Origin of the sequence: Fusibacter bizertensis (assembly GCF_029914245.1) — a bacterium.
GTDB lineage: Bacteria > Bacillota > Clostridia > Peptostreptococcales > Acidaminobacteraceae > Fusibacter_C > Fusibacter_C bizertensis.
The window spans coordinates 631,175-646,211 of record NZ_JARYZI010000001.1; the positions used below are offsets into that span (position 1 = coordinate 631,175).

The following is a 15,037-nucleotide window of genomic DNA, read 5'->3' on the forward strand; positions in this document are numbered from 1 at the left end:
GCTGAATAATTATACATCACTATTTTTATCAAAAGTATACTCTGAATTGTCCGAATTGTTTGCTTATTCCACCAGAATAGCAAATATTTTTGCACTATATCGCGCAAAATATTTTGCACACCACATTAAAAGCAAAATATTTTGCACACTGTTTTCACTAATTTTCCTGTTTCTATATAATTTTAATGCTATAATTGAAAAAAAAGATATGAGGGACTTATGACGCATAAATATACCAACTTAAAAATTTATTTATTAATGATCATGGCTACTTTTTTTTGGGCTGGTGCCTTTATAGCTGCAAAACTAGGCGTTTACGAGTTAAGCCCTACTATCTTGACCTTTCTTCGTATGGGAATTGCTGCTGTTATCATATTTCCTATTATGGTGATCAAGCTTGGCACTAATTGGAAACTTAAAAAAAACGAGATAAAAATTGTACTGGCTACATCAATCGTCGGAATGATTGGCTATCACATGTTCTTTTTCACAGCATTAAAATATACCACTGCATCAAATGCTTCTATGATCAATGCCACTAATCCCCTGATAACTGCTGTGTTAGCCTCGCTCTTTGCAAGCGAGCGCATCACGCCTAAAAAAATAGCCATGTTACTATTGGCTTTTTGTGGGGTAGTCTATATTATCATAGCTGGTAACATCAATTCACTTGCAACCTTGGTTCTAAACAAAGGTGATTTTATTATGCTATGCGGTACCTTTCTGTGGGCCGTTTATGGTATCATCGTAAAAAAAGCGGTACCCATTATGGGACCACTTAAGTTGACGACGTATACATTTTTATTTTGCGCACTAATAATGGCACCATTTGCCATTTTCGCCTTTGCAACGACAAATGCATTTAGTGTTGGCATTAATCCTTATATCGCTGTTATATATATGGCAATATTTCCTACGGTTATTGGTTATTCGATTCAACAGTATGCCATTGCTCAAATCGGACCATCTAAAGCTTCACTTTTCATCAATTTAGTGCCCATTATATCAACAATTCTTGCAGTCATCTTCTTAAATGAACATATTCGTAGTTATCATCTTATAGGTGCCACTATGATCATCACTGCAGTTATTGTTTATAACCACTCAGGCTTCCTGATTAAGAAAGATAAATCTGTGCAGGATTAAGCATATACATGCTTTTTCCATGCCTTTTGACCTTTTTTTTAATCTTTGCAAGTGCTTCACTTAGGGCGTCTGAGCTTTGGAATTCGTTGAGATTACCGTATAATCCAGATATAGATATAGAGGTTAAGGCTAGATCTCTTACTATTCCAAATCTATCTTCAGCTTTAATTGTGCCACACCTAAAGTGTTCTTCCGTGAAAAAATCTGACTTATCGGCCTCGAACTGATCTAAGATAATTTGAGCCATTTTCTCATACTCACTGACTTCTCCTTCAATTACAATTACAAAGTCATCTCCTCCCACGTGCCCAATGAAACTTGTATGTGGGAATTTATTTTTTACAGCTATATTCATCATATCAGCTAGATATTTAATCATAACATCTCCCTTTTCAAATCCATAGACATCATTATAGATTTTAAACTCATTGATATCTACATATAAGATGCACGAATTATTGTTAAAACTAACGACGTCTGTCATTACTCTTGTTATGACTGGATTACCTGGTAGTCCTGTAAGTGGATTACGTTCTTTCGCACTGTTTTTTTCATACATCAAGGTGTATTCAAATATTTTTTTCATGGATACCGTTCCTTGATATTTTCCACTTTTAGTCACGATGACATCGTCAAAAATCTGTTCATCCGGACGCTCCATAGCACTTTTCGCAACGACACTGATTGGCATATAGTAATCAACAACCAGCGGCGATGTATTCATAATTCTTGAAATGGGTTTATTCGCAAAAAGAGAGAAACCATATTTCCCCGACATACTTGCATCTATGTTATGCTTCATAATGATGCCTACAGGCCTTTCGTTCTCACATATACAAGCACTTTTAGCTTCAACTTTATCTAAGTGATTTTTAATTGTTATACATGGCGCCATAGATTCATATATAGGATTCACATGGCTGTTAATTAAATTTGAAATATAATGGTATTCTTGAGAATACTCATTTAAATTCCTAGAAATCTGGTTGTAATCTTTAATTCGTGTGATGACATCTTCGTCTAAACTTTCAAACCCTGCAGACGGTTTTCTAAGATAAAAGCCTTGTCCTAAATGAACACCAAGTAAAATTAGCGTCTTCATTTCCTCTTTTGTTTCAATGCCTTCTGCGATGATCTTTATATTAGTTGTTAATGATGTATCTACAAAGGCTTTAATTAGAGCCTGTTTAAATGCATCTTTGTCAATATTTCTGATTAAATCCATATCAATTTTAATGAAGTTTGGGCGTATTTCATTGATTGTTTTGAGCCCAGAATACCCCGCTCCAACATCATCTATTGCAACTTGATAGCCTTGGTTTCTATAATTGTCTAAAACATTCATAAATGCAGTGTAGTCAAATATGGCTGTTCTCTCGGTAATTTCAAACACAATACTACTCTCTTTGCAGCCAATTTCATCTAAATACTCTTTTGTTAAACCCGTTTTATACTCTGATGCTTTAATCACTTCTGGGTCTACATTAACAAACAATAGTTTATCATCACCAAGTTCACTTATGCGCTCCAGCGCTTTTTTTCTAAAGAGCATTTCAAGTTCCCAAATCTTTTCCTTTTCATGCGCTTTTTCAATAAGTTCAAGTGGAGAGTAAAACACTGTTTTTTCTGGACCTCGTGATAATGCTTCATAACCTAAAATATCGCCATTCCTGAGACTTACAATAGGTTGATAATAACTGGTCACTTTTTCGTTTTTCAAAATATCTTCAAACAAAACATCTTCAATTGAAATAATCTTTCCATTTTCTATTTGATTCATTATTTGCTCCATTTTATCGCTCTCCTTTACCCAAATCAACCATAACATAGATACGTTAAGACGATGTAAAGCTTATATAATACATGCGTAAAACATTACAAATAAAAAAGCATCTCCATGTGAAATCAACACATAGAAATGCTTTATTTATAACTCAAATTGTTTAATTTTATATTGTAAATTTTGACGTGAAATTTTCAAATGTCTGGCTGCTTTGCTTATATTAAAGTTATACAGTGCCAATATTTCTCTGATTATATCTTTCTCAATTGCTTGCAAATGTGCATTTAGATCATCCACAACCAAAGGTGAATTGGGAATATATTGATTTTTTTTAAGCAATACTTCAGCAACATGAGAAGGCATATGCTCTTTTCCAATCACATGTTCATCTGAGATTAAGTTCATCGCTGATTCGATAAAATTTTTTAGTTCTCTGATGTTACCTGCCCAGTTATAGTTTTTAAAAGCTTCTAATAATTCAGATGATACCATCCAAACGTCTTTACCAAGTTGTTCATTATATTCTCGTATAAAATAATCGACCAATAAGGGGATATCATCTACCCGATCATTTAAACTAGGAATACGAATATTGATGACATTTAAGCGATAATAAAGGTCTTTTCTAAACTGTCCTGACTTGATTAAAGCTTCTGGTTCTTCATTAGCAGCCGCAATAATTCTTACATCTATTGGTATATCTCTATTTCCACCAACACGTCTCACATAATTTTCTTGAAGTACCCTTAAGATCTTGGCTTGAAGCGCCGAGCTCATGCTGTTAACTTCATCTAAAAATAAAGTACCTCCATCTGCTTGTTCAAACAGACCTGGACGATCAAGCGCACCTGTGAAAGATCCTTTTGATGTACCAAATAACAAACCTTCTAGAAGGCTTTCAGGAATCGCAGCACAGTTCTGTGCAATAAATGGTTCTTCTTTTCTCTCACTACCATAGTGGATACTTTGCGCAAACAGTTCCTTACCAGTACCTGTATCACCAAAGATAAGAACGCTAGATATTGATTTAGAAGCCCTCTTCGCAATCTTAATTGCCTCAAGGTACTTTTCATTTTTTCCTATTAATTGGTCAAAATGATAATGTCTAATTCCAATATCTTTTTTGTTCGGTTTAATCAACTTTTGTTGAAGGTTGATAATTTGCTCAGACATATCGTTTACTGTTGTCATATTTTTAGCGATTTCAACAGCACCGATAAGCTGCTTTCCTTCAAATATCGGCAAAGTAGAATTAAGTGTGCGTATATTTTTGCCTTTGAAGTTAAGATAACTTTGTTCTCTGTTGAATATGGGCACACCAGAAGACAGCACAGTTAAAAGTGTGCTGTTTTCCTTAGTCCAGTCAGGGAATAAATCAAGTAAGTGTCTACCAACAACTTGCTTATGAGATAATCCCTCAATTTCCTCTATGGCTTTATTATAAAGTATGGTCTTTCCAGAATGATCAACTATGTGAATTCCTTCCTCTATGGCATCAAATATCTCTCTACTCGCTAGATTTAACACCTCGTTAATCGTCATGTGACCTCCATCATTTTTACTTTATGCCAGTGGCACCATTCCGTCGTGCTCAGATTGCAAAATTTTCAAAATTTTAGCTGTATATTTTTCATTTCTTAAGAAACGTTTGTCGTTCATTTTAATTACCAAGTAAATGGCAGCCATAAACACAAGTCCCAAAAGTGCTGTCATGACATCGCTACCTTTAAAGAATGTTTGACCCACTAAAAGACCAATAAATAAACCAACTAGCGGTAAAATGTACATGATAAAGGCAGCACTTAATACACCACCTGTTTCCATAGATACTTCCACTAGATCACCATCTTTGGCTTTTACAGCATTTTTAGCCACTAGCATGATATCTTTTTGATCATCACCTAATTGACATGCGCCACAATTACCACAAGCTGTATGCCTTACTAGTTTAACTCTTGAGTATTCACCCATTTGGCTAACTACTATACCTGCTCTATCCATTTCGTCACCTCATTTCAAATACGCCTTATTATGCGTTGCTTTTCTCTACTGGCGTAAGTTTAAGATACAACTCATCAAGTTGTTTTTGTTCTGCAACGCTTGGTGCATTGGTTAACAGACATTTTGCGTCTTGTGTTTTTGGAAATGCAATGACATCTCTGATATTATCTGTTCCTGTTACCAACATCACGACTCTATCTAGTCCATATGCGATACCACCGTGAGGAGGTGCACCATATTTAAATGCATCAATGAAGAATCCAAACTTCTCGTTTGCTTCTTCCTCAGTAAAACCAAGTGCCTTGAACATTCTCTCCTGTACTGAAGAGTTGTGAATTCTAATTGAACCGCCACCAATTTCATAGCCATTAAGTACAATATCGTATGCTTTAGCGCGACAGTTCCCCGGATCTGATTCAAGTTTATCTAAATCTTCATCTTTAGGCGATGTAAAAGGATGATGTTTTGCGACATAACGGTTTTCTTCTTCATCGTATTCAAAGAGTGGGAAGTCAGTAACCCATAAGAACTTATAATCCTTAGGATCTAATATACCTATTTGTTTTGCAATTTCACATCTTAAGGCACCTAACGAATCATAAACAACTGCTGATTTATCTGCAACGATTAAGATCAAGTCGTTTTCACCAACCTCAAATAAAGTTTTAACCGCATTTATTTGAGATTCGTTTAAAAATTTGTTAATTGATGATTGCATTTCACCATTTGTGAACTTAATCCATGCAAGGCCTTTAGCACCATATGACTTAATAAATTCTTCTAGTTTTCCGATGTCTTTTCTAGAGAAACGATCACCATATCCATTGATATTTATACCCTTAATGTCACCATTTGATGCAAGTGTGTCACTAAAAACTTTAAATTCTGTATTTTCAAAAATTGAATTCATCTTTTTAAGTTCAAATCCAAATCGTATATCTGGTTTATCTGATCCAAAACGATCCATAGCTTCTTGGTATGGCAATTTCAAAAGTGGTGTTTGTACATCCACATTTGCCACTTCTTTAAAGATATATTTTAATAAATCTTCATTGATTGCTCTTACATCATCTTCATCGACAAAAGACATCTCAACATCTATTTGTGTAAATTCAGGTTGACGATCTGCTCTAAGGTCTTCGTCTCTAAAACATTTTGTAATTTGATAATATCTATCAAATCCCGAAACCATAAGTAATTGCTTGAAAAGTTGTGGAGATTGAGGTAACGCATAAAACTTGTTAAGGTTTACTCTACTTGGTACTAGATAATCCCTAGCACCTTCTGGAGTAGGCTTCGTTAACATTGGTGTCTCAATATCTACGAAACCCTGCTCATCAAAAAATCTTCTAGCTGCAGATGCAATCTTATGTCTTGTAAATAGAAAGTTTTGCATCTTAGGTTTTCTAAGATCAAGGTATCTATATTTTAATCTCGTACGCTCATTTGCTTCATCGTTATCATCAATATGAATAGGTGGTACTTCAGATTCACAAAGAATTTTAAGTGTTTCAGCAAATATCTCTACTTGTCCAGTAGGTAAGTTGTTGTTTACAGACTCTCTCTTAGTTACTTTTCCAGTAATTGCGATTACATATTCATTTCGAATTGAATTTGCTTTGTTAAAAGCTTCTTCTGATACTGCTGTATCAAACACGATTTGACAGATGCCAGATTTATCTCTTAAATCTACAAAAATCAAACCACCTAAGTTTCTTCTTTTTTGAACCCACCCCATAAGAGTAACTGTTTCACCTATATGATTTTCTCTTAGCTCACCACCATAGTGTGAACGTTTTAAACCATTTAACGCTTCGCCCATGTTAACCTCCATGTTCTATCTTTTAAAATTTATGATATTATTTTTTATTTCAAAAGTGTCTTTTTTAAAAGAATCTCATCAAACCTATCGAGATAAGCTTCAAGTCCTTTTATATTAGCAACTCTTTCAAATCTGTTTTCTTCAGGCGTACAAATCTTTGAAACAGCACCCGCCCCACATGCAACTATGGTATGTTTTTCTTCCATAATGCGCATGTTATATAGTGATTCATGTCCTATTTTAGCATAGCCAACATTTTCAAGGTGACCAATCATCTTCTTTTGCCTATACATATAGTATGGAGATAAATTACCGTCTCTAATCACTTGATCACTAACGTCTAGCATCTTAGCTACTTCTTGATCATGTGCAAGTTCAAAGTGCTCTGGATCCTCATGCAACCTTGATGCGCGCTTTACTGATAATGTATGAATCGTGATATTCTCTGGATCAAGTTCGAGTACTTTCTTCACAGTTCTTAAAGCATCCTCAGCCGTTTCTCCAGGAAGTCCCATAATTAAATCCATGTTAATGGTTTCAAATCCCACTGATTTTGCAAGTGCCATTGTAGTAATAATTTCGTCGGATGTATGCGCACGACCTATTGTGATTAGTGTTTCTTCGTTTAATGTTTGAGGATTGATACAAACTCTGTTAACCCCATGTTTTTTCATTATTTCAAGCTTTTCTTTAGATATTGTATCAGGTCTTCCAGCCTCTATAGTATATTCCTTTACTATGTTTAAGTCTAGATGATTGCTGATGGTCTCAAGTAAAGAATTTAACTGTACTTCGTCGATACTCGTTGGTGTTCCCCCACCAATGTATATACAATCAACATATTTTCCAACAGAATGAATATGCTCAATGGCATATACCACTTCTTGTTCTAGTTTATCCATATACTCAGGCAATAGCTTACCTTTTTGTTTTAGATCATTTGATGGAAATGAACAATAAACACACCTTGTTGGACAAAATGGAATACATAAATAAAGTGAGATTGCATCTGGATTATTAGGCACTAGATGTGGACGCTCTCGTAAAGCAATCTCTATCATCAACTTTACTTTATCAGGCTTAATCAGATACATTTCTTTTAAAATCGTCTCAATATTTTCTATCGTTTCGCCTTCATCTAATAGTTCATGCACTATTTTTACCGGTCTTATGCCTACAAGAATTCCCCATTTAGACATTGGGGTAAAGTATGGCTGTAATATCTCATAAACTGCTTTTTTAAGCTTGTTCTTAATTTTCTTTTGGTTAGCATCACGCACAAATAAGGTTCTTGAGTCAAGAACCTTATCAGTATTAAAATCACAACTTGTTTGTGATAAAATCTGCGGACCAGGTATCCGAAGATTTTCCATAAGTATGATGTTTATTTCCTGTTCCTTATAGCGAATAAGCAAACCATAATCGCCAACATTTAATTTTTGGTTGAAATCTGCTTCATTCTCTGCAAAATGAATCCTTGATTTGACAACAAATATTTCATAGAGATTTTCTAGTTCATATGTGCTCTCCAAACCTTCTTGCAGAATCACGAGTTCCTTCATATATTCCCTCTATCCTTGCAAAAATGGATTTCTTTTTCTTTCAAATCCTATTGTTGAACTTGCGCCATGTCCTGGATATATTGATACTTGATCATCCAAGATCATTAATCTTTCTAAAATTGCACTGATTAGTTGCTTATGGTTTCCACCCGCTAAATCAGTTCTTCCAATTGAACCATAGAATAAAGAATCACCTGTTATCAGTATTTTCTCTTTGTCAAAATAAAGGCATATTCCACCAGGTGTATGACCCGGCGTATGAATAATTTCACATTTCAAATTTCCAATAGTGAGTTTATCTCTATCGCCAATTGTCTTGTTTGGTGTAGAAGAAACCGTTGGACCATTCATTGAATCAGTTAGATTCAACATAGGATCTTTCAGCATGATTTCATCATCGTGATGAATCAACACTTCAGCACCAGTTAGCTTCTTGAGTTTCTCTAAACCGCCGATATGGTCACCATGCCCATGTGTGATGACGATATACTTTATATTTAGCGCTAAATCTTCAACCTTTTTAAAGATTCGTTCTGCTTCACCACCTGGGTCAACTACCATACCAATATGTGTTGCCTCATCACCAATGATGAAACAATTTGCAGCATACGCACCCACTGCTAATTTTTCGATAATCATGTTTACCTCCAATTATAGGTAATACTAAAATTGCTTTTTACTATCTACCAAAACAGTCACTGGTCCATCGTTTTGGATATCTACTTTCATGTCAGCTTGAAAAATGCCCGTTTCGACATGTATACCCATTTCTTTAACCGCTTCACAAAACTGTTTGTATAATTCGTTTGCCTCATCTGGCTTCGCAGCACTTACAAAACTAGGTCTTCTTCCTTTGCGACAGTCACCTAGTAACGTAAATTGAGAAATGCATAACATTTCTCCACTAACATCCAGAAGAGATAAATTCATTTTTTCATCAGCATCTTCAAAAATTCTCAAATTGACTATTTTTTCAGCCATATATTTTACATCTTGAATTGAATCACCGTCTTCGACACCTAACAAGACATTTATGCCTTTATTGATCTTACCGACAATTTTTCCCTCAACTTCTACAGAAGAGAAGTTTACACGTTGAATTACAGCTCTCACCATTTCCTCCTGCTTAAGAACTCATGCGTTTTACTTCAATAATATCTTCTAAGTTCTTTAAGCGCTTCATTAATTTATTGAGTTCTTCAATATCTGAAATTTCAATAGTGATATTTACTATTGCAATACCATTTTTATCGATTTTGGCATTTATTCCTGACATGGCCATGTCAAGTTCATGCATCATCATAGTGATTTCTGATAACAATCCTTTGCGGTCATGTGAAACAACTTGTACACTTGCAGTATAAGCCGTGTTATTGTTATTTGCCCATGCGACCTCGATAAATCGGTTTTTACTTTCATCGGTTTTTTCAAAGTTTTCACAATCGCTCCTGTGTATAGTAACACCACGACCTCTTGTGATATATCCAATTATATTATCACCTGGAACAGGCGTACAACATTTTGCAAATCTAACCAAAATATCTTCAATCCCTTTTACAACTATTCCAGTATCACTTTTCTTAACTTCTTTTTTCTTGTTTGGCATTTCTTCCAAACGTTCGATCTCAGTTTTTTTCTTTTCAGTTTCTTCTTTTTGATCTTTAAAATACTTTTCTTTAATTTTTGGGACAACTTGAATGGTAAGAATTCCACCGTAACCTATGGCATTATACATATCTTCAAGTGATTTCAAACTAAGTCTTTTTAATATTGCATCTAAATATTCTTCATTTAAAACGACTTTAGTTGGCAAGTTTTGTCTTTTAAGTTCAGCAACGATAATTTCCTGACCTTTTTCAACATTTTCTTCACGGCGTTCCTTTTTAAACCATTGTTTAATTTTTTGTTTCGCTTGTGTACTCTTAACAAACTTGAGCCAGTCTCTTGATGGGCCTTGGGCGTTTTTAGTCGTCATAATCTCAACACGTTGCCCATTTTGAAGTTGATAATTCAAAGGCACAATTCTTCCATTAACTTTTGCACCAACACACTTGTTGCCCACTTCAGAGTGAATTTTGTAAGCAAAGTCAACAGGTGAACTTCCAACAGGCAAATCTACCACTTGTCCATTTGGAGTAAAAACAAAAACTTCTGTATTGAACAAATCTAATTTAAGCGAATTCATAAATTCACTAGGGTCTTTAAGGTCGCTTTGCCATTCCATCATTTGTCTAAACCATGAAATTTTCTTTTCCATTTCATTGTTAGAGGCCTTAGTTCCTTCTTTATATTTCCAGTGCGCTGCTATACCGTATTCAGCGATTTCATGCATCTCTCTCGTCCGAATTTGAATCTCAAATGGCTCTCCATTTCCCATGAGGGTTGTATGAAGAGATTGGTAGAGATTTGGTTTAGGCATCGCAATGTAATCTTTAAATCTACCAGGAATAGGCTTCCATAGCGTATGAACAGCACCGAGGGCGCTATAACAATCCTTAACATCCTCACAAACGATACGAATCGCTGTTAAATCATATATTTCATCAAACTCTTTATGTTGATATTTCATTTTTTTATAGATACTATAGAAATTTTTTGGTCTTCCATATATTTCGAACTCAAGACCAAGATCTGTCAAAGCATTATCTATCTGATTGATATAATCATTGATGATTGATTCTCTATCTGTTCTTTTTTTATCAACTTTTTTAACCAATTCTTTGTAACCTTCAGGATCTAAGTATTTTAAACTTAAGTCTTCCAGTTCCCATTTAATTCTAAATATACCAAGTCGATGTGCTATAGGTGCAAAAATATCAATTGTTTCTTCTGCTTTTTCCTTTTGCTTCTCAGCAGTCATTGCACCTAAAGTTCTGATATTATGAAGGCGGTCTGCGAGTTTAATCAAGATAACTCTTATATCACTAGACATAGCAAGAAACATCTTTCTAAGGTTCTCAACTTGTCTTTCTTGCTTAGTTTCATAGTTAATTACCGCAAGTTTAGTAACCCCGTCAACGAGCGCAGCAACTTCCTTACCAAATAGTTTTTCAACTTCTGCTAAGGTAACAGCTGTATCCTCCACAGTATCGTGAAGTAATGCGGATATAATTGTTTCTTCATCCATTTCAAGTTCTGCTAAAATCAAAGAAACGCTAGTTGGATGATTAAAAAAAGCTGTACCATCTTTTCTAAGCTGTCCAATATGGGCTTTTTCTCCGAAATCGTAAGCTTTTGCAATACGTTCTAAGTCAAGATAAGGAGCGTAACCTTTAACCTTGGCCAAATAACCTTCTAAATTCATATTCACACCGTCTAAAGTATAGTTTTAAGTACAAAAAATGCGCCTCATTTATCAAGAATAGTCCGTCCAAGAACCTTGAACGAACTATTTTATATCTATTTTACAGAGTTATCAAGTTATTTACAACCTTTTTTTATGACTCATAATTGATAGCACTTAGCACTTTGTAGCCATCTAGCACCTTGCGACCATCTAAGAAATCTAGTTCCATCAAAAATGCAAGACCCACAACTTCGCCACCTAATTTTTCAATTAACTCACATACAGCCTTTGCAGTACCACCTGTTGCAAGTAAATCATCCACTACCAATACTTTATCGCCTGGCTTAATGGCATCTTTGTGAACTTCTAAAACATCAGAACCATATTCTAAGAAATATTCATGTTTAATTGTTTCATATGGCAATTTACCTGGTTTTCTGATTGGAACAAACCCCTTCTGTGCCATTACTGCAAGTGGTGCACCAATTAAGAAGCCTCGCGCTTCTGGTCCAACTACGACATCATAATTGATCCCTTCAAGCATCTCTAAACACGCTTTGATAGCAGCTTGATAAGCCTCTCCATCACTTAAGAGCGTTGTTACGTCTTTAAAACTGATACCTTCCTTTGGAAAGCCTTCTATTACTCGAATTTTCGATTTGAAATCCATTTTAACCTCCATATAAAAAAGGTTTTCACCTTTATTTACGCCATTTTTTAATTAAATTCTTATACAACTCAAGTTGTTCTATGTCGATCTTTTCTGTAGGTCTAGGTAGCCAATTCAGCTTCACATAATTGCCATTTTCTTTATAGTGTAGTAAATTCATTTCACTCAACAAAGAAAGACAAATCCTACATTTTGCAATGCTCAATGTTCCTTTATTAGATAATAGTTGCAATGTACTCTCTTCTTTATTAATTGCATATTTATAAAATAGTGCCAAGTCATTTCGATCAGGAATATGACTGTATAATTCTAAATCGTTTGTCGCACTTATAAAATAATATGCATCGCTTACACCAGGTGCTATTGGTAAAATAATTATATCCCAGAACCCTTCACGACTCTCTTTAGAATTAAATTGGTTAAAATGCAAAGTATAATTAATATAATTATTTGCAAGCACCTTATCTTTAAATTTGATGAGTCCTTCTTCCGAATAAATCAAAATAGGTTTTTTATTGGGAACAGAAAATATTATATCAAAACTATCTATACTTGTAAAATTATCTATAGTTCCATATCCGTCTGCATTCACAAGAAAATTTTTCATAGCCAAATCAAAGCGCATTCTAAGTAAATCGGAAATTGGCATTCTCTCTTTAATCATATCTTTCACCATAAATTGAATTGTTTCAACACCCATAAAATTGTTTTTCTCAAGTGTCATCAACAAATGGATTTTATCAGATTTCTTTAAGAACTTCATAAAACTGCCTCTGTTAAAAGCAAGCGCATCATAAACTCTATTGCTATCATTTACTATTAATTTGAGATGATTTTGAAGTTTTCCTAAAGCTTTGTAATCTTCAATAATTAAATCATTGAATACAAACTGTGGTTTGGGGTTACCCATACCAAATGGTTTAAGTTGTTCAATGGTCTCTACAAGTTGATGCGTAACCATTTGAGGTTTTAACAAACCATCAACACGCTCTTTTGAAATCAGCATATAATTATGAAGATGTTCACTGCTATAAGCTTTTAGCCCCTCACGAAGTGCCTGTATATTATCAGAACTAAGCGAAAGTCCCGCCGCTTGTTCATGTCCACCAAATTTCTCAAATAAAAATTTAAACCTTGATAACACATCGTATATGCTAATACCTTCAATACTTCTTGCAGAACCTTTAGCCATTATTCCATCTGAATTTAAAATAACAGTTGGTCTCGAATACTTATCGGACAATTTTGAAGCGACGATCCCTATGATACCAGTGTGCCAGTTATTCCCCACAACAAGTAAAATCTTCTCTGTATCAAGATCAATTTGAGTCTGAATATATCTCTCAGCACTTTCCATGATCTCTCTTTCCTGCATCTGTCTATCCGTGTTAAGCGCACTGAGCTGTTTCGCAATTTCAAGTGCTTTAAAATAGTCTTTTTCAAGCAACATATTTACAGCTATACTTGGATTACCGATTCTTCCAGAAGCATTAATTCTAGGTGCAATGACGAAACCTATATGCCCTGAGTTAATTTCCTTTCCTACAAGCCCCGCTTCACTGATCAGTGCTTGAATTCCTGGATTTTTTGTGTTTGGCATCTTTGCAAGACCAACACTTGTGATGATTCTATTTTCATCCCTTAAAGGTACAATATCAGCAACAGTTCCAAGCGCCGCAATATCAATTACTTCTTCATAAAATGCACCGAAATTATCGCCTGACAAGGCTTGAACTAACTTAAGTGCAACACCACAACCCGCTAACATCTTAAACGGATAATTACCACGTTTAGGATTGACTACTGCAATCGCATCTGGTAATTCACCTTGAAACTCATGGTGATCAGTAATGATTAAATCTAGTGCGATTTCTTTTGCATATTCAGCTTGTGCTAATGCAGTGATACCACAGTCAACAGTTATAACAAGTTGACCTCCATCAGATTTAATGGTATCTAGTCCATGCTCACTGATGCCATATCCCTCATCTTGACGATCGGGAATATAGAACTTTGAATTTACACCTAAACTATGAAAGTACTTCATCAAGATGGATATACTCGTAATTCCATCTACGTCATAGTCCCCATATAGCCAAATAGACTCTTGATTTTCTATCGCACTATGAATTCTTTGAACAGCTTTATCCATATCCAATAATAAAAGAGGATCTTTAAGATCCTCTATTTTAGGATTTAAAAACGTATTAACTTCTTCCTTGGTCGAAAGTCCCCGATCTAGTAATAATTTAGTAATAAGCGCATCTTGTTTCCACTCTCTACTAAATTGTTCAATCTTTTCTAAATCGGATTCTCGATATGACCAAATAGAATTTTGAAATATCATTGATTCCCCACTTCTTCTATATTATTTTCTGGGATTGTCGCTATCAATCCTTTTTGATAGTTAATCAACTCATCTTTTTGAAGAATGAGTTCATCCCTCTTAGCAATGAGTTCATCTCTTTGTATAATAATTTGATCACGCTGTTTAAGTGCCTCATCTTTAATAGCAAGTTGCTTTTCAAGTTCTTCACTTTTTTTATTCATCTCTTTAAGTACTCTTCCATCCCTAATTTTTCTAATTGAATCGAACAACACAACCGAGATAGCGCCAATTAACACCGATCCAATAATCACTAAAGCCAAAGATATCTCTATGTCTACAAAAAATAAACTAACCGTGACAACTGAAGCGTTAAAAATAGCAAACAATGTTACAAGAATTGCGAAAATCAATATTAAAACAATGTAAATTTGCATGTCT

12 protein-coding genes are annotated in these 15,037 nt (G+C 34.7%); 1 reads left to right on the forward strand and 11 read right to left on the reverse strand.

Annotated features, from left to right (window positions below; translation table 11 throughout):
- The first annotated feature begins 219 nt into the window (after positions 1-219).
- Positions 220-1,146 (forward strand): DMT family transporter, encoded by a 927-nt coding sequence (locus QE109_RS03135; RefSeq protein WP_281092923.1) that lies wholly within the window; start codon positions 220-222, stop codon positions 1,144-1,146.
- Here QE109_RS03135 and QE109_RS03140 read toward each other — a convergent pair.
- The 11 genes from QE109_RS03140 to QE109_RS03190 all read right to left on the reverse strand — a co-directional run bounded on the left by QE109_RS03140 (position 1,118) and on the right by QE109_RS03190 (position 15,033).
- Complete coding sequence (locus tag QE109_RS03140; RefSeq protein WP_281092924.1) at positions 1,118-2,938, reverse strand: GGDEF domain-containing protein; 1,821 nt, start codon at positions 2,936-2,938, stop codon at positions 1,118-1,120. The genes QE109_RS03135 and QE109_RS03140 overlap by 29 nt on opposite strands.
- Before the next feature lie 135 nt (positions 2,939-3,073).
- Positions 3,074-4,471, reverse strand: coding sequence for a sigma-54 interaction domain-containing protein (locus QE109_RS03145; protein WP_281092925.1), 1,398 nt, complete (start codon positions 4,469-4,471; stop codon positions 3,074-3,076).
- Between the two features lie 21 nt (positions 4,472-4,492).
- Positions 4,493-4,930, reverse strand: coding sequence for a SoxR reducing system RseC family protein (locus tag QE109_RS03150; RefSeq protein ID WP_281092926.1), 438 nt, complete (start codon positions 4,928-4,930; stop codon positions 4,493-4,495).
- A gap of 28 nt (positions 4,931-4,958) precedes the next feature.
- Positions 4,959-6,752 (reverse strand): aspartate--tRNA ligase, encoded by a 1,794-nt coding sequence (aspS, locus tag QE109_RS03155; RefSeq protein ID WP_281092927.1) that lies wholly within the window; start codon positions 6,750-6,752, stop codon positions 4,959-4,961.
- A 44-nt stretch (positions 6,753-6,796) separates the two neighbouring features.
- Positions 6,797-8,314 carry a coproporphyrinogen dehydrogenase HemZ gene (hemZ, locus tag QE109_RS03160; protein WP_281092928.1) on the reverse strand — a complete coding sequence of 506 codons (1,518 nt, stop codon included), beginning with the start codon at positions 8,312-8,314 and terminating at the stop codon, positions 6,797-6,799.
- A 9-nt stretch (positions 8,315-8,323) separates the two neighbouring features.
- Positions 8,324-8,953, reverse strand: a complete 630-nt coding sequence (locus tag QE109_RS03165) for an MBL fold metallo-hydrolase (protein ID WP_281092929.1) — start codon at positions 8,951-8,953, stop codon at positions 8,324-8,326.
- 24 nt (positions 8,954-8,977) lie between these two features.
- Entirely contained in the window at positions 8,978-9,427 is a 450-nt protein-coding gene (gene dtd / locus QE109_RS03170; protein ID WP_281092930.1) for a D-aminoacyl-tRNA deacylase, read from the reverse strand.
- 13 nt (positions 9,428-9,440) lie between these two features.
- A complete protein-coding gene (locus tag QE109_RS03175; RefSeq protein ID WP_281092931.1) occupies positions 9,441-11,618 on the reverse strand; it encodes a RelA/SpoT family protein in 2,178 nt (725 codons plus the stop codon).
- Between the two features lie 133 nt (positions 11,619-11,751).
- On the reverse strand, positions 11,752-12,270 hold the full coding sequence (locus tag QE109_RS03180) for an adenine phosphoribosyltransferase (protein WP_281092932.1): 519 nt from the start codon (positions 12,268-12,270) through the stop codon (positions 11,752-11,754).
- A gap of 31 nt (positions 12,271-12,301) precedes the next feature.
- Positions 12,302-14,617, reverse strand: a complete 2,316-nt coding sequence (recJ, locus tag QE109_RS03185) for a single-stranded-DNA-specific exonuclease RecJ (RefSeq protein ID WP_281092933.1) — start codon at positions 14,615-14,617, stop codon at positions 12,302-12,304.
- Positions 14,614-15,033: a LapA family protein gene (locus tag QE109_RS03190; RefSeq protein ID WP_281092934.1), complete on the reverse strand. Its 420-nt coding sequence runs from the start codon at positions 15,031-15,033 to the stop codon at positions 14,614-14,616. Before QE109_RS03190 ends, recJ begins: the two co-directional genes overlap by 4 nt.
- Positions 15,034-15,037 lie beyond the last annotated feature (4 nt).